Source organism: Chitinivibrionales bacterium, from assembly GCA_014728215.1.
Classification (GTDB): Bacteria; Fibrobacterota; Chitinivibrionia; order Chitinivibrionales; family WJKA01; genus WJKA01.
Genome location: WJLZ01000165.1, coordinates 12,505 through 35,931, shown reverse-complemented (window position 1 = coordinate 35,931; position 23,427 = coordinate 12,505). Strand labels below are relative to the sequence as shown.

25 protein-coding genes and 1 tRNA gene are annotated in these 23,427 nt (G+C 44.2%); 13 read left to right on the top strand and 13 right to left on the bottom strand.

Translation table 11 applies throughout. The features are described 5' to 3' along the window. Together GF401_14700 and GF401_14695 are read right to left on the bottom strand one after the other, a co-directional pair. Positions 1-1,049: hypothetical protein (locus GF401_14700; protein MBD3346301.1), on the bottom strand; the 1,049-nt coding region annotated here is incomplete at its 3' end. A gap of 108 nt (positions 1,050-1,157) precedes the next feature. Next, a tRNA-Ala gene (locus tag GF401_14695) sits at positions 1,158-1,230 on the bottom strand. A 261-nt stretch (positions 1,231-1,491) separates the two neighbouring features. Here GF401_14695 and GF401_14690 point away from each other — a divergent pair. From GF401_14690 to GF401_14675, 4 genes are all read left to right on the top strand, one after another. Continuing rightward, positions 1,492-1,722, top strand: coding sequence for a hypothetical protein (locus GF401_14690; GenBank protein ID MBD3346300.1), 231 nt, complete (start codon positions 1,492-1,494; stop codon positions 1,720-1,722). Between the two features lie 1,929 nt (positions 1,723-3,651). Then, positions 3,652-4,788 (top strand): hypothetical protein, encoded by a 1,137-nt coding sequence (locus GF401_14685; GenBank protein MBD3346299.1) that lies wholly within the window; start codon positions 3,652-3,654, stop codon positions 4,786-4,788. Further along, positions 4,776-5,729 (top strand): hypothetical protein, encoded by a 954-nt coding sequence (locus GF401_14680; GenBank protein MBD3346298.1) that lies wholly within the window; start codon positions 4,776-4,778, stop codon positions 5,727-5,729. Before GF401_14685 ends, GF401_14680 begins: the two co-directional genes overlap by 13 nt. Positions 5,730-5,896: 167 nt before the next feature. Further along, positions 5,897-6,865, top strand: a complete 969-nt coding sequence (locus tag GF401_14675) for an NAD-dependent epimerase/dehydratase family protein (protein MBD3346297.1) — start codon at positions 5,897-5,899, stop codon at positions 6,863-6,865. 34 nt (positions 6,866-6,899) lie between these two features. Here GF401_14675 and GF401_14670 read toward each other — a convergent pair whose 3' ends face one another. The 9 genes from GF401_14670 to GF401_14630 form a co-directional block, all read right to left on the bottom strand. Then, positions 6,900-7,685: an HAD-IIA family hydrolase gene (locus GF401_14670; GenBank protein ID MBD3346296.1), complete on the bottom strand. Its 786-nt coding sequence runs from the start codon at positions 7,683-7,685 to the stop codon at positions 6,900-6,902. A 37-nt stretch (positions 7,686-7,722) separates the two neighbouring features. Further along, on the bottom strand, positions 7,723-8,220 hold the full coding sequence (locus GF401_14665) for a flavin reductase family protein (protein MBD3346295.1): 498 nt from the start codon (positions 8,218-8,220) through the stop codon (positions 7,723-7,725). A gap of 41 nt (positions 8,221-8,261) precedes the next feature. Continuing rightward, a complete protein-coding gene (locus GF401_14660; protein ID MBD3346294.1) occupies positions 8,262-9,080 on the bottom strand; it encodes a DUF3473 domain-containing protein in 819 nt (272 codons plus the stop codon). A 64-nt stretch (positions 9,081-9,144) separates the two neighbouring features. Further along, a complete protein-coding gene (locus GF401_14655) occupies positions 9,145-9,948 on the bottom strand; it encodes a hypothetical protein (GenBank protein MBD3346293.1) in 804 nt (267 codons plus the stop codon). After that, entirely contained in the window at positions 9,891-11,057 is a 1,167-nt protein-coding gene (locus GF401_14650; protein MBD3346292.1) for a glycosyltransferase, read from the bottom strand. Before GF401_14650 ends, GF401_14655 begins: the two co-directional genes overlap by 58 nt. 19 nt (positions 11,058-11,076) lie before the next feature. After that, a complete protein-coding gene (locus GF401_14645; protein MBD3346291.1) occupies positions 11,077-12,549 on the bottom strand; it encodes a radical SAM protein in 1,473 nt (490 codons plus the stop codon). Positions 12,550-12,650: 101 nt separating this feature from the next. Next, on the bottom strand, positions 12,651-12,983 hold the full coding sequence (gene trxA / locus GF401_14640) for a thioredoxin (GenBank protein ID MBD3346290.1): 333 nt from the start codon (positions 12,981-12,983) through the stop codon (positions 12,651-12,653). A gap of 42 nt (positions 12,984-13,025) precedes the next feature. Beyond that, positions 13,026-13,364, bottom strand: a complete 339-nt coding sequence (locus GF401_14635; GenBank protein MBD3346289.1) for a hypothetical protein — start codon at positions 13,362-13,364, stop codon at positions 13,026-13,028. Positions 13,365-13,419: 55 nt separating this feature from the next. After that, complete coding sequence (locus GF401_14630; protein MBD3346288.1) at positions 13,420-14,424, bottom strand: hypothetical protein; 1,005 nt, start codon at positions 14,422-14,424, stop codon at positions 13,420-13,422. Between the two features lie 91 nt (positions 14,425-14,515). Between GF401_14630 and GF401_14625 the strand changes: the two genes are divergently transcribed. Further along, positions 14,516-15,574, top strand: coding sequence for a protein kinase (locus GF401_14625; protein ID MBD3346287.1), 1,059 nt, complete (start codon positions 14,516-14,518; stop codon positions 15,572-15,574). Here GF401_14625 and GF401_14620 read toward each other — a convergent pair. Next, a complete protein-coding gene (locus GF401_14620) occupies positions 15,554-16,462 on the bottom strand; it encodes a peptidoglycan DD-metalloendopeptidase family protein (protein ID MBD3346286.1) in 909 nt (302 codons plus the stop codon). The genes GF401_14625 and GF401_14620 overlap by 21 nt on opposite strands. Beyond that, positions 16,459-16,812 (bottom strand): hypothetical protein, encoded by a 354-nt coding sequence (locus GF401_14615; GenBank protein ID MBD3346285.1) that lies wholly within the window; start codon positions 16,810-16,812, stop codon positions 16,459-16,461. Before GF401_14615 ends, GF401_14620 begins: the two co-directional genes overlap by 4 nt. Positions 16,813-17,103: 291 nt before the next feature. Here GF401_14615 and GF401_14610 point away from each other — a divergent pair, with 291 nt between their 5' ends. From GF401_14610 to GF401_14575, 8 genes are all read left to right on the top strand, one after another. Beyond that, on the top strand, positions 17,104-18,438 hold the full coding sequence (locus GF401_14610; protein ID MBD3346284.1) for a signal recognition particle protein: 1,335 nt from the start codon (positions 17,104-17,106) through the stop codon (positions 18,436-18,438). Between the two features lie 53 nt (positions 18,439-18,491). Beyond that, entirely contained in the window at positions 18,492-18,845 is a 354-nt protein-coding gene (gene rpsP, locus GF401_14605) for a 30S ribosomal protein S16 (protein ID MBD3346283.1), read from the top strand. Next, positions 18,845-19,390 carry a 16S rRNA processing protein RimM gene (rimM, locus tag GF401_14600; GenBank protein MBD3346282.1) on the top strand — a complete coding sequence of 182 codons (546 nt, stop codon included), beginning with the start codon at positions 18,845-18,847 and terminating at the stop codon, positions 19,388-19,390. Before rpsP ends, rimM begins: the two co-directional genes overlap by 1 nt. 39 nt (positions 19,391-19,429) lie before the next feature. Beyond that, positions 19,430-20,137 carry a tRNA (guanosine(37)-N1)-methyltransferase TrmD gene (trmD, locus tag GF401_14595; GenBank protein ID MBD3346281.1) on the top strand — a complete coding sequence of 236 codons (708 nt, stop codon included), beginning with the start codon at positions 19,430-19,432 and terminating at the stop codon, positions 20,135-20,137. Between the two features lie 54 nt (positions 20,138-20,191). Next, positions 20,192-20,536 carry a 50S ribosomal protein L19 gene (gene rplS, locus GF401_14590; GenBank protein ID MBD3346280.1) on the top strand — a complete coding sequence of 115 codons (345 nt, stop codon included), beginning with the start codon at positions 20,192-20,194 and terminating at the stop codon, positions 20,534-20,536. Positions 20,537-20,664: 128 nt separating this feature from the next. After that, on the top strand, positions 20,665-21,663 hold the full coding sequence (locus GF401_14585) for a cyclic nucleotide-binding domain-containing protein (protein ID MBD3346279.1): 999 nt from the start codon (positions 20,665-20,667) through the stop codon (positions 21,661-21,663). Then, positions 21,624-22,685, top strand: coding sequence for a cyclic nucleotide-binding domain-containing protein (locus GF401_14580; protein MBD3346278.1), 1,062 nt, complete (start codon positions 21,624-21,626; stop codon positions 22,683-22,685). The genes GF401_14585 and GF401_14580 overlap by 40 nt, the downstream gene beginning before the upstream one ends. Then, positions 22,649-23,425 carry a hypothetical protein gene (locus tag GF401_14575; GenBank protein MBD3346277.1) on the top strand — a complete coding sequence of 259 codons (777 nt, stop codon included), beginning with the start codon at positions 22,649-22,651 and terminating at the stop codon, positions 23,423-23,425. The genes GF401_14580 and GF401_14575 overlap by 37 nt, the downstream gene beginning before the upstream one ends. Positions 23,426-23,427 lie beyond the last annotated feature (2 nt).

The window sequence follows — 23,427 nt, the reverse complement described above, 5'->3', positions numbered from 1 at the left end:
GGACTACCCAGACGAGCTTTATGATCCATCAATTCCCAGGTTTCTCCGTTATAACGGATAATTCGCTCGTGCCAATTTATGGGTTTGTTGAAAGCAGGCATAAGCCACAATTTCCCTTTGCGATCCACATGCAAATGATTGATGTATTTGAATGTAAGGCCACGAATCTCATACTGGTCCAATTGTTCCTTACCGTCCCACCGGTAGAAATAATTTTCTCTGGTCCCTATCCAACAGTACTGATCGCCATTGCTTGCCAGAGAAATTATATCGCTTGGAAGCTCAAGTGCTTCTACATTGTTAATGTATACTTTTTTTCCTGATGCATGCGTGAGGTTATCCTGGAATGATGTGGCAATTGTGTTCATTGCCTGAAGACTGTTATTATGAACAAGCCAATCGATAACCGGTTTGTCGGTTTTGCGGGTTTTCCAGATGCTCTGATCATAAAAATTACTCTTTTCAATTGTTTCCCCGGAATCAAGCGCGGCAAATCCACTCTCACATCCCAGGTAAAGAATATCATTGAAAACAGCGACAACATTAACGACCGGTGATTCAAAATTGCCTATTTTTTCGGCGTTTTTAAATGCTTCAGGACGGGGTTTCTTTTCCGGATTAAAAATACTGCATCCCCTGTTTGACCCCACAATCAAATAGGAGTCATGGCAATAGAGGTCATTGATTTTCCACCCTGCTGTTATATACGAAGAGTAGACCTCAAAATCACCATCCTCAGCTATCTTTGTAAGATACCCCCGGTTCGATCCTATCCAGAGGCTGTTTTTCCGATCCTTGCACAATGATGACAGCTCAAGATCGGGAAATTTCCGGATATCCTTGACAAATTCTCCTTCACCGGTAGACTTATCAAAGATAAAAAGACCGCCGGTGGTTGCAGCATAAACGATACTTCCGTCGACAAGAATATCATTGATCGTAATGGTGGAACTGAAATTTGTGAATCGAGAAAAGGAAAATATTGTTGTACAGGAAATAAGCAGTAACAGGCTAGTCCGGAGAACATGGTTTTTATTAAAACGCTTCATGCAGAGAATACGGCTGTAAAATTACAAATATTATTTAATAGTAAAAAAAAGCTTTCCCCGTCAAAGAGAAGCTTCTTAAAAATTATACCTGATTCGGGATAACATATATGGAGCTGAGGGGGATCGAACCCCTGACCTTGGCATTGCGAACGCCACGCTCTCCCAACTGAGCTACAGCCCCCTAGGTTCTAAAATATATTGAAATAAAAATAGTGTACAAGAATATGGGAATTATTGCGGTTATTCAAATATTAATTACGTCTTGCGCAGAGGAATTTTCAGCATATTTGTAACAATATCAGGTCTCCTGTACCCTTTTTTGGAAGCCGGAATTCAAACTATTTAACATTCTTTGCCTCCGGGGCTTCCATTCTAATCGGCCTTTTTCTTATTTTTTAATTATCAGGCCAAATTTTTTCATACTTTTACCAGTTGGATAGGCGTGGCATATATAGGAATTGGCTATTCCGGCGAAGATTCCGGTTTTCTTCGCAACCAAGTGGATAAACATATTCAATGGCTTAAGGGCGACAGATTACCTCGGTTTTTTGGTGAACGGTTTCTTGTTCTCTACGACTCGAACACGGCCCGTGAGTTTGCAAAAAAATGCATCGATGCGGCTGAAGAAAATTCGATCACAACATATCCGATGGAGCGTCCCCTGGAGTCGTAAGGACCCGGGCGTACATGCTTCATTTTTCCGAAAAACTCGAATCACATAAGATATTCCAGCTCCTCTCCTATGGCCTTCCCTTTTATATAAAATCATGGCATCAAGTCGATCAAACTAACGGAATTTTCGGCTCCACAAATCCCGAAAAATTCAACATGCACCATGTTGCCTCTTCTTCACCAGTTATCGAATACGTCGTACGCCCCCATCTTCATGTTCTCTGTATTCTGGCCGCCTATTTATACAAAAATGAAACGGAAACGATCCAAGAAATTATAGCCGAAAAAGAGCTTATTGAAAAATTAAACCATGGACTTGAATGGGCATGCAATACGCATCTCACCGGTTCACTGAATGTGGAATCCTTTCTTGAGAGAAAGCGATGGGGTGAGAATTGGCGCTCAAGCCTCTGGGCTTCTATAATGGCGCTGACAGCATTTTTAGCCGAAAAACACCTTTCAAAAGAGTTGCTGAACAAAATTGATGCAATTGTTGCCTTCGAAGCCGACAGGTTTATTGGCATTTTACCGCCCAGCGGTTGTGAAATTGATACGAAAGTTGAAGAAAATGCCCAGGATGCGCTCGTACTGGCATGGGCAATTAATATGATGCCCGAACATGATCATGTCACCGAATGGGAAAATGCTCTTCAAATATGGGCGCTTAATACAGCGACCTGCATCTATGACAAGGCAGATCATACCGAATACTGTGGCAAATCGGTTGCACAGATGACCTGTACGCAAACGCTCTATCCCGATATGACTGCCGAAAACCATGATTTTTTCCACCCGGTTATCTTATCATACGGCGGATGGATTGTTTTGGCCATGGCAGCCTATTCCTTACGCGGACGCCAACCACCCGAATATTTTCAACGAAAACACCATCAGGAAGCGTTTGATGTTCTTTTACGATTCTGCCTTCCTACAGGAATGATTTATGAACCCGGCGGCCAGGATCTTCCCATGTTCATACCCCGCCCCTTTGCCCTGGCATGGGGTCTCTGGAACAACGATCCCCGCGCAATGCGCCTGGTTGCCCGGCTGCTTGCCTGGATCGATACTCTCGTGACGAATGATGCCGAAAAAACCAATCAATGGATACCGGGCTTTGAGCCGTCCTATGAAGGGTGGACCCTCTTTTTTCAGAGTCAGGTTGGGTTCGAACTCGCAATGCTCGCAACCCTGCAACATCGGAAAGAAGCTCGGTTCTATTCCTCCGGCCAGGTTGACAACGCCTTGAACGTGAAACAGATTTATCCTTTTGTACAAATATGTTACCGGAAAAACAGCCGGCTCCTGCGAAGCATGGCATGGAAAGCGATTAACGGTCATCCCATTGCTCATATGAATATAAATATTCAACCTGAACTGGTAGCCCCCTTTCGCGCCGGTCTGTTTGGAATTCCTTCAGTAAAAGAGAGGGTTTCACATTGGAAAGTAGCATTTCATAATGATCGCTATCAGAAAGACGGATTCGATACCTGTGGAAGGATATTGTACCGCAATGCACAGAATGAAACACTTCTTACACGCGATATCCGTGTTTTGACATGGGGCGAAGACGGGCTCATTGTTCTTGACAGAATTCGCGCCGAAAAAAATCTCGAGATGAATGAACAATATTTATCACCCATCTACCTGGTCAACGATCATTGGACCGGCAACACACTCAATTTTCACAGCGGCTCATTGCGGGAAACATTTATTGCATCCGAGAAAAAATACAGAGAAATATCCTGCCCCGCATTCTGGGCAAGTATCGAAAACCATCTTCTTTTCCAATTTCTGTGGGGAAGAACCAAGGGACTTATCTATCTTCCCGGCGGTGAACGAAATGCACCGGCATACTGGAAAAACTGCCGGCTCGACATGATGGCGGTCAGACTCGAAGCCCGTCAGGCGCACAAAGACGATATCGTTTATAATGTCGGATTTTATGTCGGTGTCGGAAAGGCACCACGACCATTCAAATCCGCCGGAACTGCCGGCGAATTTTTCAAAGGCCTCGTCATTATGGACGGCAAAAACACTGCCGGTCTGGACTGATATGACCACTAAACCACAAGAATGTCATCCGCTTTTCAGGACGGTTGTACCTGTCACCTCCTGCTGTAAAAAAATCGATCTTTCCCACACTGTTTTCAGCACAGGATCATGCTTCGCAACTCATATCGGCGCCATGCTCGCCGAATATCATGCATCTCTCTGCATGCATCCCACCGGCATTCTTTATAACCCCGCCTCGATCTGCGCCATGATTAATCGAGTTCTGAATCACAAAGGGTATAGCGAAAACGAGCTCTTTGAATACAATGGGCTCTGGCGAAGTTTTGATCATCATACACAATTTAGCGCCAAAAACAAAGACGAATGCCTTCAATCGATCAATCGAGAATTCGACAGTGCAATCCAGTCACTCACAAATGCAGACTTTTGCATAGTGACTTTCGGAACGGCATTTGTTTATAAATTGTGCAACGAAAAGAAAGTTGTCGCCAACTGCCATACGCTTCCTCACGACCATTTCGATCGAATGCTTCTTTCTCCCGGGGAAATTACCGAGATGTGCTCCCGTACCTTTGATTCTCTTCTCAAGCATCGTCCGGATATTCAGCTTATTATAACAATCAGCCCGGTGCGTCATCTCCGGGACAGCGTCCATGAAAATTGCATAAGCAAATCCCACCTCTTTGCCGCCCTCCATACACTCGAGAAAAGATATGAAAAACTCTATTATTTTCCTTCCTATGAAATCATGATGGATGAACTCAGGGATTACCGGTTCTATGCTGCCGATATGGTTCATCCCAGTGAAACAGCTGTGGAGTATATCCGATCTCGATTTCAACAGGCGTGCATGTCCGAGCGTTTCGGTCGATTTATACAATCTTTCAAGCCCGTCCTTCAAGCCATGAAACACAAAATAAAAACGACATCCTCCGATGCTGTTTCTCGTTTCGCTCAAGGCCAACTGGCTACCCTCGATCGGCTGGAAAAAGAGTACAAAGAGATAGACCTCTCAAAGGAAAAAGAATATTTTTCTTCCCTATGGCAACATTAATCTACCATGCCGGCGGAGTTGGTGATTTTATTACCACACTGCCTACCGTAAAACTCTGGAATCGAAATCACCTTGGTCACCACCGGATATTTTTAGGAAAAAAAGCTACCGGCATTCTGGGAAAAGAATACGACTGCTTTGATGAAATCCTGGATATCGATAAAGCGTGCTTTTGCCGATTATTTTCATCAACTTACAAAAATAGTAAAGAATTGCCACCGCTTTATCCAGGCTTATCTTCAGCATTGGTATTTGCCGACAACAATTCTCCTCTAATCACCAATTTAAAAAGGAGTGGTATTGATAAAATCGTCTCACAGGAGCCCATTCCCGATACTGATATGCTGAAAATTCGATACCATTATGAAGCCCTTGCCGGGTATCTGGGGAAGGAAATCGAACTCGAAAACTGTCCATATCTCATTCCCCAACCGGTCCATCTGGAAAAAGCGCGACACCTGGCTGGTGAAGCTGAAAATATTGTCGCCATTCATCCTGGAAGCGGAAGTGTTTTGAAAAACTGGCCAAAAGATCGATTTGAACAGATAGCCGCAGCACTGCATAAAAATGGATATACTGTTTTCTGGATTGCAGGCCCGGATGATCCACTGCCCGATGGAGCATGGCATCATAATATTCTTCGAAACAAACCGCTTCCGCATGTTGCCGCATTTCTTTCTCAGTGTACCCTTTTCATTGGAAACGACTCAGGCATTGCTCACCTGGCTGGTGCAGTTGGATGTCCCGGGGTTGTTATTTTCGGCCCTTCCGATCCCCGAATATGGAAACCCTTCGGTGCTCCGCTCTCGATTGTCCAATCGACGTGCCTTTGCTCTCCCTGTCATGCGAAAAAAAAGACAGGTCCTCACTGCACCAGAGAATGTATAGAATCTGTTACGGTGCGGAATGTGCTTGAAAATGTCTTTTCTCTGATTTCGTAACAGGTATTTCCCTCTATCTTTTCATCGACAGGACAATAAATATTATTTTGATAATGAGTTATGCTGTTGCAGAATTATTTTATTCAGATACATTGCGTCGGCATAAACACACATATGATCTAAAAGAAAGTATGGCATGGCTTCTAAGCCATAGCCGTATAGTTTAAATAGTAAATTTTCAAAAGAATACTGTTGTGGTCTCTGTAATCACCGGGGTAACCGGATTTGTCGGTGGATATTTAGCGAAGAGTCTTCTTTCTCACGGCCATACTGTGGTGGGTATCGATCAATGGGCTCAGTGTCCCTGGCCGAAAGTCGACTATTCTCAGATTAATATCCTTGATAATGCAAGTATGTTACACCTTTTGGACCGTGTTCGGCCCGACTATATCTATCATCTTGCCGCTATCAGCTATCTCCCCGACGCCGACGCCACACCGGGCAGGGCACTCGAAATTAATATTATGGGGACAGTTTCACTGCTCGATGCGGTCCGAAACAGTTGCCCATCGGCGCGAGTCCTTGTGGTTGGGTCGTCGAAAGAGTACGGAAGCAATGCTGTTTCGGATTTAATAGCTGAACAGACACCCCCGGCCCCCACCGATTTTTACGGTATATCAAAATTCAGTGCGGAAATGATCGGCATTCAATATGTTCGTCAATTCGGACTGGACATCAGATTTTCCCGCTCTTTCAACCACACCGGTCCCGGACAATCTCCACGATTTGTCTGTTCCGACTGGGCAAAACAAATTGCAGAAATCAGCGAAACAAAGGGCGACTCAAAAATTAAAGTCGGTGATCTTGAGGTAGAAATCGACTTTTCCGATGTTCGGGATGTCGTTGAAGCATACTATCGGATCTGTACAAAAGGAAAGAAAGGTGAAACCTATAATGTTTGCCGGGGAGATACGGTATCGCTGGATTATATCCTCACCTGCCTTCTGGGCAAAACCGATAAAAAAATTACCGTAGAACAATCAAAACAGAAACTGCGATCCCATAAAGCAAGCCCGAAGATTGCTGGTGACAATACAAAGCTCCGCTCCCATACCGGATGGAAACCCGGAATCTCAATCGAAAAAACCCTGGATGATCTGTATGCCTACTGGCTGAAGAGTCTTAAGAACCGCTGACAGAATGATGTGTGTTCATAATCGCACCTGATGATTATTTAAATAATTGTCCGATATCTTTCATGACAACTTTTGGCTGATAGGGATATTTCAGTAAATCCGCCTCGGCAGTAACACCCGAAAGAACCAACACTGTATCGATTTCCGATTCGATTCCTGCAATAATATCGGTATCCATTCTGTCACCGATAATGATAGTTTCTTCCCTCCTGCAACCGAGTTCTTTCAGTGCATGCCGCATAATCAGCGGGTTTGGCTTACCGATAAAATAGGCGCGGGTATCGGTAGCCAGTTCAATCGGCGAAATCAGCGCCCTGCAGGCAGGGACTATCCCTTTCTCGGTGGGCCCGGTAATATCGGAATTGGTCCCGATAAGCTTTGCACCATCGAGCACCAATCGTACCGCGCGTTCGATTTTTTCATAATTGTATGCTCTGGTTTCCCCGACAACCACGTAGTCGGGGTTGATTTCGTTTGAAGAAAATCCAACATCATAGAGCGCATTGATAAGGCCACCTTCACCAATAACATAGGCACTTCCCTGGGGAAGTTGCCAGCTTAAAAACTGGGCGGTAGCGAGTGCGCTGGTATAAAAGTGCTGTTCCTGAAGCTCGATCCCCATTCTTGCAAGCTTCTGTTTCAGCTCCTTTCTTGTGGATGCACTGCTGTTGGTCAGGAAGAGAAATCGCTTATCATTTTTTTTCAACCACGCTACAAATTCACCAGCGCCTTCAAGCAGACGGTTACCGTGATAAATCACGCCGTCCATATCGCAAATAAACGCCGATTTTCCTTTGATCGATTCCTTTTCCACTGTCATCTGTTTCTCCAGATCTCAACGGCGATAAATTTACAGGTCAGATACGGTAGCAATCAACTATTTCACCATAATAGAGCGTATGATAATCCTTTTTCGGGTATATCGCTTCAAAATCAGGAGTCATAAAAGATGGATCCATGGCTGATTTGTAAACGATTGTGCATTCAAAATGAAGCCCCGGCATTTTTATGATCGGTGTTGTGATTTTCTGTGGATCGACAATCTCGAGATTGCATTCCTTGAATTTATCATAGTCGCTTCCCGATTTGGATCCACAGAAAGCAAGTTCCTTCGCCATATCGACGGTGGGAACCGATACACTGAAATTATCCGAATTTTCAATCAGTGAGAACGTATGACGGCTCAGGCGCACCGCTGCAGTCATAATATTTCTTTTCCATACATATCCTATCGTTGCCCATCCGATAGTCATTGTGTTAAGCCTGTCGCCATCAGCAACCGTTAGAAAAGCGCCCTTACCCGTAATCTGTCCGAGTGCTTCAGGAATAACTTCCAGACAATTCTCCTGCTTCATACCTTACTCCTCACATTATAATTCAAATAATCGTAATTCCTCTATATTCCGTAAACCGACCTGATCGTATCGAACTCAAATTGAGACAGAAGGCGATTAAGCCGCACCTCTGTTTTTTCGAGATTATAATAATGCCTGAATGTTTTTATCGCCGGCAATTTAACCCTTGGCTGCCCTGGGTCGAGTTCCCACGGATGAATGTAAAAAACAACCGGCCTTCCTTCTTTATTGCACTGCCGAATGCCGTGGGCGATAAATCGGTAGGGGAGCAACCTGAAATAACCTCCTCCGCAGCAGGGCAGATTAACACCGAATTGACGAAAACAGCCCATGGGAAATTCGATAATTTCTTCGGTGACTTTAAAGGGAGAAAGGCAGGACAGAGAATTGCCGTAGTCCGGATGAAATGCAATGGGAAACACTGATGAGTCGTATCGGATTCCATTTCGTGCCAGTATGTCGAAAATCCCTTTCTGTTCTACTTTAACAGAAAATGAAGGGGCACGATAGCCTCTGATCTCCGTATCAACGGCTGCCCTGATCATCTTCAATGATTCCTTGAGATCCTTTTCAAAAATATCGGGGGTTATCTCTTTCACAAATAAATGAGCATATCCATGGGTAGCAATCTCATGACCGGCCTCATCAATTTCTCTAATCAGTTCAGGAACTCGTTCGGCGATCCATCCTAGAACAAAAACCGTACATTTTACGTTGTGCGTATCGAGAATAGAGAGGAGTTTTCGGGTATTCGGTACGACGCGAAGCTCTTTTGTATCCCATGAAGAATAATCGATGACCTCCTTGAGATTATTAACACAGAACCAATCTTCAAGGTCGATAGAAAAGGCATTTTTCATGGTGCAGACGTTTTTTTCTAATGGTTCGTATCCGAGAATCACTAATTACAAAATACATTTCCGCCTATAAAATTCTCTTGCCCCGCCGCTTAAATTCTTTCACTTCCTGCGGCGTTGGGAATGAATGATACGACCCTCCCTGAGGCATCGGACTACGTTGTACTCTGCCGGCCATTATTTCCCGGAGCGATTCATCGATAAGATGGGCGCTTAAACGCTTGGTTTTTATTATCATTTCATGGAGTGATTCATTGCCGACTTCCACTTTTTTCTGCTTGACAATATCTCCGCTATCGAGTTTTTTATCCATATAATGAATTGTCACACCTATATACGGGTTACCCGAATACATACCCCAGAAAACAGGCATCATCCCCTTATTCTCGGGAAGCAGCGCCGAATGAGAATTAATACATCCTTTGGGAACGGAATCAAGCAGAGGGCCTTTAAAGATCTGGGGCGCGGCAATCGAAACAATGCAGTCGATCCTGTTTTCTCTGACTTTTTCGATATAGGCGGGATCGTTGACATTTTGAGTGTCCAGAGAAGGTATGCCGTACTTTTTGGCAAGTTGCTCGACACTGAACCCCGCAAATTTTCGGAATGCATAGAGCGAACCCATCCTGAGAAAATTGAACAGACCGTAAAAACCATACATCTGTTTTGCCAATGCTGCCGTAGAGCGCTTGTTAAAAGGGGGTAAGATGGTAATACCACTCACCGTATAATCTGCTTTGCGGGCAAGGGGGAAAAAATGTTTGAAGAATTCATAAATATAAAAAACATCTTCTTCGGTAATTATCAACACTTTCATACGACTGCCCTTTCCGTCGATTGCCAGACTGCACTCTTTATGCCCCGAAGGCATTTGAAAAAACCCAGAAGCACCGCCAGATTCATAGAAGAAAAGTGATAAATTGATGAAACCATAGGCAGATTGATTTTTACTTTCGATAATATCCAGCCGATTAAGGCAGTAGCATAAAAGGCTCCCTGAAAGAGAAACAACACCAGATAAATCGGCTCGGAAATCAAAAAAATGTTCGCTGTCAGTACAAGAATTAAAAGCATGGGAGAAAACCAGCGCAGGACTTTATGAGATAAATAAAAAAGGAACGCTGTTCCCCGAAAAGGATTGAGCATGGGAAGAAGAAAAAAGAACGATTGAAAATTTCCCGCACCAATCCGTACCCGTCTCCTGAATTCTTCCTCCACATTCATCGCCGTATCTTCATGCGAAACGGCTTCTTTATCAAATAAAACCTTATACCCTCTGCTCATTATTTTCATGGGGGTAAGAAAATCATCATTGGAATATGCATTGGGAGGCAAAGGTTTAAAGAGTTTTTTTCTAATGGAATACATTCCCCCAAAGGCCCCCTGAGCAGTACCGAACAGACCTTCTCTGTATTTGAGTTCCGCCTCAAAACTTCTGTATACCACCTCTTTATCCAGCCCATATCCCAGATCGGGCACCCGGAGTTTGACCTGCCCCAAAACAGCGCCGATTTTCTCCGACGAATACATGCTTATCATTTTCGACACGGCATCGGTTTCAAACATGGTGTTGGCATCGGTAAGAACGACAATCTCTCCTTGAGCCACAGGAACGGCTTTGTTTATCATGCCGGTCTTGCCCGAGCGCTCCCGGTAATCAAAAACCTTAACCCCCTTACCGGCGTACGACTGCGCGATTGCAACGGTTTTATCAGAACTGCAATCGGAACACACCATTATTTCGAGACGATCCCGGGGATAGTCTAAGGCAAGGCAATTGTCTATCTTTTCGGCAATTACTTTTTCTTCATTATAAGCGGGAATAAAAATTGTAATCGCTGGCTTAAAGGAAAAATCTCTTACCGGTTTTTTAACAAACCTGCTCACAAAGGAGAGGAAAAAAGAGAATCCTCCATAGGCCCAGATCAAAAGGAAGAGTGAAAGCCAGAAGAGTATTGTTGCACTGATGGTTACTGCCATGGTTTCGTGAAACAGGGTATCATCCGGATTTGGGTGAAGAATTCAAAAGATATTTGTAGATATTCAGAAACCCCTTAAATACCCGCCTCGCTTCACCGGGATGACGCATAATCTGGATAAATTTGGCAGTCATATATGAAAAGCGAAGATAAAATTCTCTTCGGGAGCGGTCACAAAATGCACACAGTTCTTCATAGGTTAAATCGGGATTGGACACAACCGAAGAATGGAGTCCTTCTTCATTAAGCCATTTCCTGAAATTATGCGTAACCATCCATCCCTTTTCATCGAAATAGGCGTAATCCTCGGTACCGGGATAGATCATTATAGGATAAAATTGTGCAGTATCGGGATTCAAATCCTTGGCCAACTGCAATGTTTTTTCGAGGGTTTCTCTTGTTTCTCCCCGGTTGCCGACCATAAAACAGCCGTGAACAAGAATTCCCGCGCGGCGGGCATCTTTGACAAACTGCCGGATTCGTTCAATTTTGGTCCCCTTTTTGATATTATCGAGAATTTGCTGATCGCCGCTTTCGAGCCCTACACAGAAAAGACGGCACCCGGCCTTCTTCATGAGCCGCATGGTATCAATATCAACATCCGGCCGGGAATTGGCCGACCAGGGGATACGGGTCATCTTCTCTTTTATCAATGTGTCCGACAACTCTCTGCACCGTTTTTTGTTGGCGGTAAGGGTATCATCTTCGATCATAATTTCTTTTACTTCGGGCATATTCTCGGCAACATACCTGAATTCTTCAACAACATTGGCAACCGATCGAGTACGATATTTATGCCCCTGAAGGGTTTGGGGGATAACACAATAGGTGCAGTGAAAAGGACAGCCTCTCCCAGAAATAATCACAACGAGCGGATAGCGGCTATGCCCGTAAAAATAGGGTTTGGTTCCAAGATGTCGTTTATACACCGATGAAACCAGAGGGATATCATCAAGATTTTCGATATAGGGCCGCGGTTCATTTTTGCGAATCTCTCCCTTTTGAGTTCTGTAAGCAATGCCCTTCACCGATTCCAGTGAAGTATCGTCTCTGGAGTGAACAATCTTTTCAGCCAATTCGACAACGGTAGCATCATACTCCCTGAAAGCAACAGCATCAACAGCATCATTCAATTGCAGAGTCTCTTCGGGCAGGGCGGAAACATGCACTCCCACCAGAGTAACAAAAATATCGGGCAAAGCCTTTTTAAGGCCTTCTGCAACTTCGATATCACTGTATATCGACGGTGTCGAGGTATCAAGAATAGCCATTTGGGGTTGAAACTCTTTTGCCTTCTCATAAACCTGTGCGGCATCAAGTTCGGCGGCCGGAGCATCAATAAAGAGGACTTCATGGTCATGTTTCTCAAGATATGCCACACTGTAGGCAAGCCACATAGGATAATAGAGGGTACCGCTCCTGGTTACGGCAGGAGAACGTGATTCACGGGAATATCTGTGCAAAAAGGGTGGATTGAGCGCTAAAATTTTCATAATCGGTTTAATAACTAGAGGTGTTGAAAAAGATTTGAGTAGTCAAACAATAATTGGCCCCGCTTTTGGAGACCAATCGAATTTATTACGAAGTGAATCTGTCAGCCGAGTAAACTGTCGATTTTTGCTTTAAGCGGATCTTTTGCTAAAAGGCCGATCTGCTGATCAATAACTTTTCCGTCTTTAATGAATAACACTGTCGGAATGCTTGTTATGCCGTACTTTGACGCCGTACTCGGATTTTCGTCCACATTAAGCTTCCCCATTTTCACTTTGCCTTCATATTCCCTGGCAACATCCTCGATAATCGGCGTAAGCATTTTGCATGGCCCACACCATTCGGCCCAGAAATCGACTACCACCGGCGTATCAGCTTTCAGTGCTTCATCATCAAAATTCGAATCGGTAAATTCCGCTAAATATTCACTTGACATGACATAGCTCCTCAGGTTTATATAGTTTTATTTCAACAATTTTTACTTTTCGTTTTTCTCTTTTTCAGGCGGTGTTTCTTCAGATTTCTTTGTGATATCTTCCAGAATCTGAAGGACCTTTTCGTTGATCTCTTTCCAATCCCCGGGCCGTTTTCTGTATCGTTCTATAGCCTTTTCAATCTGCTCAGAGGTAGTATCCATGAGAACCAGAAGCTTCCGATACTCTTCCGCTTTTTCATCAGGAGTTAACGTTTTGTCCTTTTGCAGAAGTTCAATACCGGCCAGGAATCGGGCAATTTTTTCTTTCCCCTGGGCAGTAACATCCCACCTCATTAAAAGAAGCGAAGAAATAAAAATACATGTGTAGACACTCTTTTTCATAATTTATAAAATGATCGAAGGTAACAATTAAGTCAAGTTATCACCAAACTCCGCCTTATCGATCACCCGCAAGCGCTTCAAGCCTCCTTACAACCACATCCGGTTTTATTCTGAACAGACAAGATCGTTTATTATATCTCAGACAGATATTTCCCCCATGGGGATGACATGGGCGGCACCATATTTTTTCTTCAAAAATTGCATAGGGTGGTTTTCCATAGGGGAAAAAACCAAAATGCCGTGTCGTTGCACCATAAATAATGCCGGTTTCCACTCCTGAAGCCCTGGCAAGGTGAGACAAGCCGGTATCATTTCCCAGAGCCAAAGAACATCGGGCCAGTAATTCTGCGCTTCCTCCAATTGATAGTTCCCCGGCAAAAGAAAACGCTGCGGGGCCAAGCATGTTTTTTAGACTTATTCCCTTTTCTCTTTCTTCAGGTCCACCAAGAATAGCAATATTCCAACCCCGTGAAATAAAATACCGCCCGGTTTCAGCATAATAGGTAATGGGCCACTCTTTATTTTTCCATGCACTAAAAGGCATAAGGGCCAAAATCGGCTTTCCCTGATTCATGATTTCGGCAGTTTTGTTTTTTATGCCGGTCCCGGAATGCGAAACCCGGATTTCAACCAACGGCAACGCCCCATGCTCCTTTTCTGAGTAACCAGCAGCCTTCGCATACCGATACACGACATTCTCCTCCGGTTTATAACAATCGATTCGCAGCAATAACAGCAGGAGACGTTCAAAATGCAGTTTTCGAAAGCGTGCAACGGGTGAGTTTGTATTGAGTTTCCGAATGACTCTTCTGCTGGAAGAATTTGCCTGAAGATCGATAATTTTATCCCAGACAATATCAGAAAGCTCAGAAGGCCATTCTCCTTTTTTTGGGCTAAGAATACGGTTTATCCGGGGATCATCACGAAAAATATCGCCATATTCGTGCCGGGTAAGTAAAATTATAGTAGCACCGGGATAACGGGATCGTAATAATGTAAATACAGGAGCTGTAAGAATTACATCTCCCATAGAGCTGAAACGGATCACTAAGATATTCATATTATGAAAATACAATGCCGTATTCTAAAAGGAGAACCACAATGTATATTTGCTCTATATTCCATAATGGAACATGTAAGGGAGCCGATTTATGAATGTGAATAACGATAACGTTAATCCCTATAAGGACACCGTTCCTGAACTTGGCACAAAAATCGGACCCAACAAAATTGAGCTTCTTATTGGCGAGGGCGGCAATGCCAATATTTATAAGGCATGGCACACCGGCCTTGAGGTTGTCCGGGCACTTAAAATACTTAAAAAGGGCAACAACAAGGAAGCAAAAGATCGATTTCTCACCGAAGCAAAAATCCTTGCCGATATTCGTCATCCGAATATTATCGAAATCCACGGCCTGGGATACTGGGACCGTCAGGTACCATTTATCGAAATGGAATATCTCGATGGTTCTCCGGTTGCCAAACTAATCGCACAGAATTCAACAATTGTTTTGCCGGCGGCTCTGGCAATCGTTTACTATGTCTGTCAGGCTCTCCATTATGCTCATGCCAAAGATTACACCCTCTACGGCAAAATATTTCGGGGATTGATTCACCGGGATATTAAGCCCGATAATATCTTTTTATCAAAAGCCGGTATTGTAAAACTCATGGATTTTGGTATCGCCCGTCCATCCGAAATAAGCCTCCACACGGTAGGTGATAAAATAATGGGAACACTGGTATATCTGAGCCCCGAGCAACTTGGTGGTGGAACACTGGATCACCGGACCGACATTTTTTCTTTAGGAGCGGTGCTTTATGAAATGATATCGGGGCACCGTGCTTTTCCCCAGAAAAAGCTTTCGGATCTTGTTCAAGCCAAAACCAGGGGCCAGTATAAACCTCTCGATTCCTATGGCATTCCTGTTCCGTCGTCGGTAAAAGAGACTGTTGAACGGGCGATGGCAATCAATCCCGATGAACGTTTTTCAAATGCCGCACAATTCGGCCAGGCGGTGTATGCCTCACTCAGAGAGATCTCCGATCTGTCTCCCGACCTGATTCTTACTCAACTTGTGCGTGATCCATCGAGCATCACAATCAAAAAGAATGCGGTTGGCGCAGGAAAAAAGCTGTTTCTATGGGGATTATTTGGTGCAGGGGCGGCAATCGGCCTGGGAGCCCTGCTATTCTATATTTTTGGCTGAAGCAACCACTATATCGGTGGTATCTGAAAATTCCGGAAACATGTATTTTTCGGGATCCACCGATTTGCCATGCCTGCGTATCTCATAATGGAGACGGGGTCCTACCGAAATTCCTGAAGCACCGACAGTTCCGATAATATCCCCTTTTTTTACCCGTCTGCCACGAACGGTTTTTATCGACTCAAGATGAGCATACACTGTGCTGAAACCAAAATCATGATCAATTACGACCCTGAGCCCCCAGGCACGGTGATTTTCGGTCCTTTTAACGACGCCTGACGCCGTTGCAAATACGGGGGCTCCTTTTTCTGCAACAAAATCCAGACCATGGTGCATTTTAATCTTGTTTGTAAAGGGGTCCTTTGCCTGCCCGAATTTCATGCCAAGGTGAATAGAACCACTTACAGGTTTAGCTACAGGAATTTTTTCCAGAAAACGGGGATCTTTCGATAACCGGTCGGCAAAATGCTGGATCGATTTCTCATTCTTTTGTGCAAGTACCATCACCCGCTCCAGGGTAAGTTTTTCCTCTTTCTTTTCGTTACCCATATTTTTTGCGGCTTGCCTGGTTTTGCCGGACCGGGTCAGGTTTTCGATATCAGATTTTCTTTCTTCAAGAAATGCCACCTCTTTTCGCAGCCTCGAAAGCGATGTACGAATTGACCGTATTCGGTGAAGCAATTTTACATTTTGTGCAGCCAGGTTCTTTTTTTGATTTTCTTCAACAATATCCAGAGAAAAGCTGTTGAAGGGGATAAAATACCCGGCAAAACCAACCAGCATCAGCGCAGAAAGGAAAACAAGAAACGATATCCTGACCCGCAGAGATTTAATCCTGCCAGCGCGAGGCGGAATAATAACAACAGTTCGGTGCTTTTTAGTTCTCATACATTGGTAACTTCTTCATTCTCTCCACAGCCTTTTTCCTCTTCGGCTTCTTCGGAGACCTCCTGAATTTTTTCGGCGATATCATTAAGCTCATCTTTTAATGATTTAATATTTTCGATTGCCGATTTAACGGTAAGATCATCACCGACTTCTCCGCTTTTACCCTCTTCAACAAGGTTAAACACCCGTTCGCCAATATCCATATAGTTGCGATCGATTTTCCGGTTGGCAGCCATTTCCTCAATCTTGAGCTTCCCGATCTTGGTATATTCTTCTATTTTATCCATCGACATTGCCGCACCGTCCTTGAGACCTTTTTTGATCTTTTCCCACATGGTATCCATCGCCATCTGTTCCTCCTTTGATAGGGTGAATAATTTGTCTGCCTGTTCGAATATTAATGATAACATAATATATAATACTTTATCTATCATAATAAAACCAAGTCAAAATATTTCGAAGGATAATGAGGGAAAAAGAGTTATCGAAGCATTTCTGAATTGCTGAAGGTGGCCAATAAAATTGTACACCTTGTCCGATTATCCTTCCGACAATTATTTTCAATAGTTTTCGCATAAAATACCCGTTTTCCAGCCTGGCAATGGAAGGCAGTACAAATACAGAGGGCATTACAGAACCGTATGTTTGAAGAATTATCCGGAAGATTCGATTCTATATTTAAAAAACTAAAAGCCCGTGGCCGGCTTACCGACGAAAACATTGCCGAAGCGATGCGCGAGGTTAAACGTGCGCTTCTTGAGGCTGATGTTAATTATCGGGTGGTGAAAAGGTTCATCTCCGATGTCGAACAGAAGGCTGTCGGAACCGAAGCTCTGCGGGGAATCGCACCAGGGCAGCAATTTGTCAAAATTGTTAATGATGAGCTGACACAGCTTATGGGTGGCGATGCTCAACCGGCAAAATATCATACTAACCGGTTAAACATTATCATGGTAGCCGGCCTTCAGGGCTCCGGAAAAACGACCTCCTGTGCCAAACTTGGACTTCATTTCCGTAAGCAGGGGCACCGCCCACTTCTCATCGCCTGCGACACCTATCGTGCGGCGGCTATCGATCAGCTCGAATCTCTTGGAAAATCCCTGAATATCCCCACCTATGTTGACCGTGAAAAAAAACCCCTTGATATCGCAAAAAATGGGCTACATCATGCAAAACAGGAAGGATGTACCCTTGCAATAATCGATACTGCCGGCCGGTTACATATCGATGCCGAAATGATGGCCGAACTCCGGAACCTTCGTAAAGAAATCAAACCGGATGAAATCTTTTTTGTAGCAGATGCCATGACAGGGCAGGATGCGGTCACGGCGGCAACCGAATTTCATAAGGAAACCAGTTTTAACGGTGTTATTCTTACAAAAATGGATGGCGATGCACGCGGTGGCGCCGCCTTGTCTATTCTCAATGTCACCGGTGTACCGATCCGATTTGTCGGAACAAGTGAAAAACCTGATGGCCTCGAGATATTTCATCCCGAACGAATGGCATCCCGTATCCTCGGAATGGGTGATATCGTTTCACTGGTGGAAAAAGCTCAGGAATCCTTTGATGAAGAAAAAAGCAGGAAACTTGAGAAAAAACTCAGAAAAAATAGTTTCACCCTCCAGGATTTTCTTGAGCAGCTTAATCAGATTAAAAAAATGGGCCCTCTTGGCGATCTGCTCTCCATGATGCCGGGAGTCGGCTCACAGTTGAAAGATGCAGAAATAGACAACAATGCACTCAAGAGAACGGAAGCGATAATACAATCGATGACAAAAGAGGAGCGCCGGAAACCGTCAGTTATTGACGGCAGGAGAAAGCGCCGAATTTCGGCCGGGAGCGGAACGACAGTCCAGGAAGTAAATCGTTTTTTAAAACAGTTCGATTCTATGAAATCGATGATGAAACGAATGAACAAAATAAGTTCCAAACACGGTCAAGGAGCGGCCCTTCGCAATCTCCTGTCATCGTAAGGATAGCAATTAGTAAAATTTTATATACACACATTTTTTCCAAGGAGAATGATTTGGCAGTAAAAATTCGTTTAGCTCGATCCGGCAGGAAAGGCCTTGCCCGCTACCGTATTGTTGCGACCGACAGTAAAATGCCCCGTGACGGCCGATTCCTTGAAACGCTGGGAACATATAATCCCGAAGCAAACCCCAAGGAATTTATGCTGAAAACCGAAAGGATTGCCCACTGGGTAAAACAGGGTGCTCTGCCGACGGCAACGGTGAATAGCTTGATGAAGCAGGATAATTTTTATCAGAAGATGGAGGCTCTGGATCGTGGACTCGCGCCCGAAAGCCTCGACCTTCAAAGAAAACCTGAACGCAAGCGAAAACCCAAAAATAGAGACAAAAAAGCTAAGAGTGAATAATGCCCTCGCCGCAAAATAGCGGCTATGATCCCGGCATTGCAGCAATCGGCCGCATTCGAAAACCAGTCGGATTAAAAGGCATGTGTTATGTCAGTGCCTTTGGCTCTGCTCTGGAAACGCTTCCTTTGCCCTGTGAAGTTATTATTGACCGGCAAGGGACAGGAAGATTTTCGGTAATACTCGAAACTATTTTCAGAAATCCCAAAGGTTTCAGCTGCAAGTTCAAAGGTTTCGACGACCGGGAACAGACAGAAAAGTTACGGGATGGGTTGATCCTTATACGAGAAAAGGAACTTCCCCAACTACCCGAAAATGAATATTATCACTTTGAGCTTGAAGGTATGCAGGTAATTGGGGCAACCGGAAACAAGTATGTCGGAACGATAAAAGAGGTATTAAATTTTCCGACAACCGATGCTCTTGAGATAATAAAAAGCGATAATTCAACAGCGATAATTCCACTGAATAAAGAAGCTGTAAAAAAAATAGATAAAGATAACAGAAAAATTCTGGTAGATAACTCATTACTTGAAGATTTGCTTTAACCATTTGATCTAAAACAAGATAATACACCATAACACATCATGTTCTTTGAAATATTAACGCTTTTTCCGTCCATGTTCGATGGTGTTTTTTCAGACAGCATACTCAAGCGGGCTCTGGATAAAGGGGCTATTACAATCAATATTGAAAATATTCGTAATTATGCGCATGACCGCCATAAAACAGTCGATGATTATCCGTATGGAGGAAGCTCAGGGATGGTTTTGAAACCCGAACCTCTGGCCGGGGCAATCAGGGCAAGTAAAAAAAAGCAGGAAACTCGTTCTCCGCTTGTAGTATTTTTTACTCCTCAGGGAGAACGGCTGACCCATGAATTATGCCGTAAATTTACCCGGAAACAGGCCATCATTCTACTCTGTGGCCGATATAAGGGTATCGATCAGAGAATACGGAATACCTATGTTGACCGTGAAATATCAATCGGCGACTTTGTTCTTTCGGGCGGAGAAATACCGGCAATGGTCTTTATCGATGCCATAACTCGGTTACTTCCGGGGGTACTCGGCAACGAAATTAGCCCGACCGAAGATTCTCATTACAATGGTCTGCTCGGGATGCCTCATTATACCCGTCCCGAAGAGTTTGGAGGCATGAAAGTGCCGGAAGTGCTTTTAAGCGGAAATCATGCCAAAATCAGAGAATGGCAGGAAGAACAGGCCAGGGAACTGACACGCCGGAAAAGAAAAGATCTTTGGACCCGCTTTCATGAAGAAAAAGATGAAGAATAACAATAAAGTCACAAGTTCGAAAGAAAAGAAATATTTAACAATAGGAGGAACCAAGTGCAGGAAACAATAAACCAAGTCGAAAAAGAGTACACGCAGGCAAACCGGCCTGATTTTGATTCCGGTGACTCTGTCCGTGTTTCCATGCGAATCCGCGAAGGAAATAAAGAACGTGTCCAAACCTTTCAGGGAACAGTCATTCAACGGCGAGGAAGCGGAACAGGAAAAACATTTACCGTCAGAAAATCATCCCGCGGTATTTATGTCGAAAAGATTTTTCCTCTTTATTCTCCGCTCATTACCGATATTCAGATCCTTACTCGCGGGAAAACAAGACGGGCCAAACTCTACTATCTCAGAGGCCGAACCGGAAAAGCGACAAGAATCAAGGAAAGCAAATAAAATCTTTTCAATCTCCATCTTTGAATGTATCATTAAAGAGAAGATAAACTCTATCTTCTCTTTTTGTTACCATTAGTCCTGGCTTTTCAGTATTTCAGGCACCATTTCATTTTTTTGAGGCTGCTGCTATGCCGGATATTGGCCGTTCTGAACTTAAAACGGGCAAACGCCCGCAACAGCTAAATATTCAAACCTTTAAACCCGGAACCACCCTTTTTGAAGAAGGCACACGGGGCAAAGAACTCTTCATAATCAAAGAAGGGCGGGTGGGGGTTTATAAAACCACCTCTGATGGTGAAATTGAACTCGCGGTTCTTGGTGATGGTGCGCTTGTTGGCGAGATGTCTCTTCTGGATAATCTTCCGCGCTCTGCAACTGTGCGGGCAATTGATACGACAAAAGCACTTCTAATAAATTCCGCCGTGTTTCAGGCAACAATGCAGAAAGTGCCGGTATGGCTTTTTAGCATTGTTAAAATCGTTGTCAGCCGGCTTCGTGATGCAAATAAGCGGGTCGATCTTTCCATTCTCAGAGACAAAGAACATGGCGTTGTCTCCCTGATGCTCCTTTTACTTCCCAAATACAAGCATGAATTCGCGTCGCTTTCGGCACTCGATTATGATTTTATGCTGGTGGAAACCTATTATGTCTGCCAGTTGAAAAAAAAGGAGATTACTCATTTAATTTCAGGTCTTGAAAAGAGCTCGATTGTTCAAGTTGAAGAAGATACCAACCACAAAAAGCATATTTGCATTAAGGACATTGATGTTTTAAAACTTTTTAAGGAATATCTTGTACTGAAAAGTCAGAGAAAAGAATTCCGGGAACTGGGTGTGCCCGAGGAAGCTCTGTCTGTATTAAACAATATTGCATACGTTGCCCAGAAATCCGGATCCAATACCGATGAAGGTACTGCACTCCTGAAATCGGTATTGCTCAAAGATCTGACGGAAACCAAACCCGAAAAACTTGACAGAGTACTTCTTGATCTCAAGCGACGAAATCTGATCAATATGTTTCCGGTCGAAAACGATGTAAAAATTATTTTCCAGCGGGAAACCCTTGCTCGTATCAAGAAAATCAAAGAATGGGCGCCGCGCTTCGAAAAAGGTACGGGAGGAGCATAGTGGCAACATCGTCCAAAATAGGCGCCGGCAGAAATGTTGTCCGTCAAAATGAAAAAAAGCTGCGCAAAGGCTCGCTTCTGTTTATTGAAGACGAGATGAGTACCGAGATGTATATCATCAGAGCGGGCAAAGTACGAATCCTCAAACAGGAAGGCGAAAACACAATCGAGCTGGCGATACTGGGCCCGGGCAGTGTATTAGGAGAGTTGTCCCTTCTTGATAATCAACCCCGGAGCGCAACAGCCCAGGTCACTGAAGATCTCGTTGCCACGGTAATAGACCAGAATCTTTTTGAGCGCACCATGGAAAAAGTCCCCTCCTGGCTCTCAAACATGATCAGAGTGGTTGTTAAGCGGCTACGGGACACTATGAAACGCACCAGTGATGATGTTGTCCAGAAAAATGTCGGCGGTGTTATCCGCATTCTTTTACTGCTTTATGATAATGAAGGTGTTTCTCTGGATGACACCAGGTTTATCTATCTCAGCCGTGCAAAAGAGATGGTATATGCGACTATCGGCTTAGGTGGAATCGAGGCGGAAAATGTTTTCCTTCACCTGATCCTGAAAGAAATGGTCGTTATCCGGAAAAATGAACTGGGTCAGGAATACATCCTTATCAAAGATTATGTTGTCCTGTCCATGTATATGAGTTATCTACGAACAAAGCAGCGCGGAGCTGAATTTCTTGGCGAGAATCTGTCGGAAAAAGCCATGGATCTCATTTGCATAATTCAGGCAGCAGGAGAAAAACACGGAAGAAAGACGCCGAATAACCTCATGAAGGTAGGAACCGCTCAGGTCGAAATCGAACTTGAACGCCGGGAAAATGAACGCCATATAGATCTCGATGCTCTTGATGAACTTATGGCCGCCAAAGTCGTTATCGAGCAGCAGGATGTCACCGAATCCAAATATGGAAAGCATAAAAGGGGTACCCTTGCCTATAATCCCAATGCCTTAATACGCCTTCAGTTACTCCGGCAATGGCTCCCGGTTTTCAAGGAGGAAATTCAATTTTAAAGCCGCTTAAATTGTATAAGTCGCTTCATCAACAGAAATACCGGCTCATTGAGGGAGTTTTTCCAGTTGAGGGACCTCGCGCCGTACAACAGATTCTCACAACTGCCCCTCATACTGTAACAGAAATTATATCTACCACCGAAACGTTGGCAGGTCCGGAGCCGGAATGTCCTCGAAGAGTTATTACAAAACAGCAGTTTAAGACAATCAGCGCTGCAAAAAACCCTCAAAGTCCTCTTGCCCTGGTTACCATTCCCGCAGGATCATTTTCCGATTCTCTGCCTGATGATACCGGTCCCAGACTTCTTTTGCTCGAAGATATTCAGGATCCCGGTAATATTGGAACGCTGATACGGACCGCTGCAGCTCTTGGCTTCTCGGGCATTATTATGTCCGACAAGTGTGCTGATCCCTTTTCACCGCGGGCAGTCCAGGCAAGTGCAGGAACAATACTTTCTCTCTGGATCCGGAGAAATAGTGCCTATAGAGCAATGATAAAAAAACTTCTTGACAATAATTATACATTCTATGCCTCAACGATGGGAGGCAAATCGTGCAAGAGGATACCTGTTCAGCCTCGATGTATCCTTGCTCTAGGCAACGAAGGGGCCGGCCTTTCCAGAGAAGTCCTTTCCCTTGCTCAGGAAACGGTTGCCGTCCCTATCGATACCGCAAAAGCCGAATCACTTAATGTTGCGGCTGCAGGAGCAATACTCATGTATCTTTTGGGAAATGATTAGAG

Bases quoted from the DNA above. Each gene is read 5' to 3' on its own strand.
- GF401_14670 (MBD3346296.1), bottom strand. From the start codon at position 7,685: ATGACAGTGGAAAAGGAATCGATCAAAGGAAAATCGGCGTTTATTTGC.
- GF401_14615 (MBD3346285.1), bottom strand. From the start codon at position 16,812: ATGGCGATGGATACCATGTGGGAAAAGATCAAAAAAGGTCTCAAGGAC.
- GF401_14625 (MBD3346287.1), top strand. From the start codon at position 14,516: ATGAATGTGAATAACGATAACGTTAATCCCTATAAGGACACCGTTCCT.
- GF401_14580 (MBD3346278.1), top strand. From the start codon at position 21,624: ATGGGCGCCGCGCTTCGAAAAAGGTACGGGAGGAGCATAGTGGCAACA.
- trmD (MBD3346281.1), top strand. From the start codon at position 19,430: ATGTTCTTTGAAATATTAACGCTTTTTCCGTCCATGTTCGATGGTGTT.
- GF401_14660 (MBD3346294.1), bottom strand. From the start codon at position 9,080: ATGAAAAATGCCTTTTCTATCGACCTTGAAGATTGGTTCTGTGTTAAT.
- GF401_14635 (MBD3346289.1), bottom strand. From the start codon at position 13,364: ATGAAAAAGAGTGTCTACACATGTATTTTTATTTCTTCGCTTCTTTTA.
- GF401_14585 (MBD3346279.1), top strand. From the start codon at position 20,665: ATGCCGGATATTGGCCGTTCTGAACTTAAAACGGGCAAACGCCCGCAA.
- GF401_14665 (MBD3346295.1), bottom strand. From the start codon at position 8,220: ATGAAGCAGGAGAATTGTCTGGAAGTTATTCCTGAAGCACTCGGACAG.
- GF401_14630 (MBD3346288.1), bottom strand. From the start codon at position 14,424: ATGAATATCTTAGTGATCCGTTTCAGCTCTATGGGAGATGTAATTCTT.
- rimM (MBD3346282.1), top strand. From the start codon at position 18,845: ATGCCCTCGCCGCAAAATAGCGGCTATGATCCCGGCATTGCAGCAATC.
- GF401_14575 (MBD3346277.1), top strand. From the start codon at position 22,649: ATGGCTCCCGGTTTTCAAGGAGGAAATTCAATTTTAAAGCCGCTTAAA.
- GF401_14680 (MBD3346298.1), top strand. From the start codon at position 4,776: ATGGCAACATTAATCTACCATGCCGGCGGAGTTGGTGATTTTATTACC.
- GF401_14655 (MBD3346293.1), bottom strand. From the start codon at position 9,948: ATGCCTTCGGGGCATAAAGAGTGCAGTCTGGCAATCGACGGAAAGGGC.
- GF401_14620 (MBD3346286.1), bottom strand. From the start codon at position 16,462: ATGAGAACTAAAAAGCACCGAACTGTTGTTATTATTCCGCCTCGCGCT.
- trxA (MBD3346290.1), bottom strand. From the start codon at position 12,983: ATGTCAAGTGAATATTTAGCGGAATTTACCGATTCGAATTTTGATGAT.
- GF401_14610 (MBD3346284.1), top strand. From the start codon at position 17,104: ATGTTTGAAGAATTATCCGGAAGATTCGATTCTATATTTAAAAAACTA.
- GF401_14645 (MBD3346291.1), bottom strand. From the start codon at position 12,549: ATGAAAATTTTAGCGCTCAATCCACCCTTTTTGCACAGATATTCCCGT.
- GF401_14650 (MBD3346292.1), bottom strand. From the start codon at position 11,057: ATGGCAGTAACCATCAGTGCAACAATACTCTTCTGGCTTTCACTCTTC.
- GF401_14685 (MBD3346299.1), top strand. From the start codon at position 3,652: ATGTCGGATTTTATGTCGGTGTCGGAAAGGCACCACGACCATTCAAAT.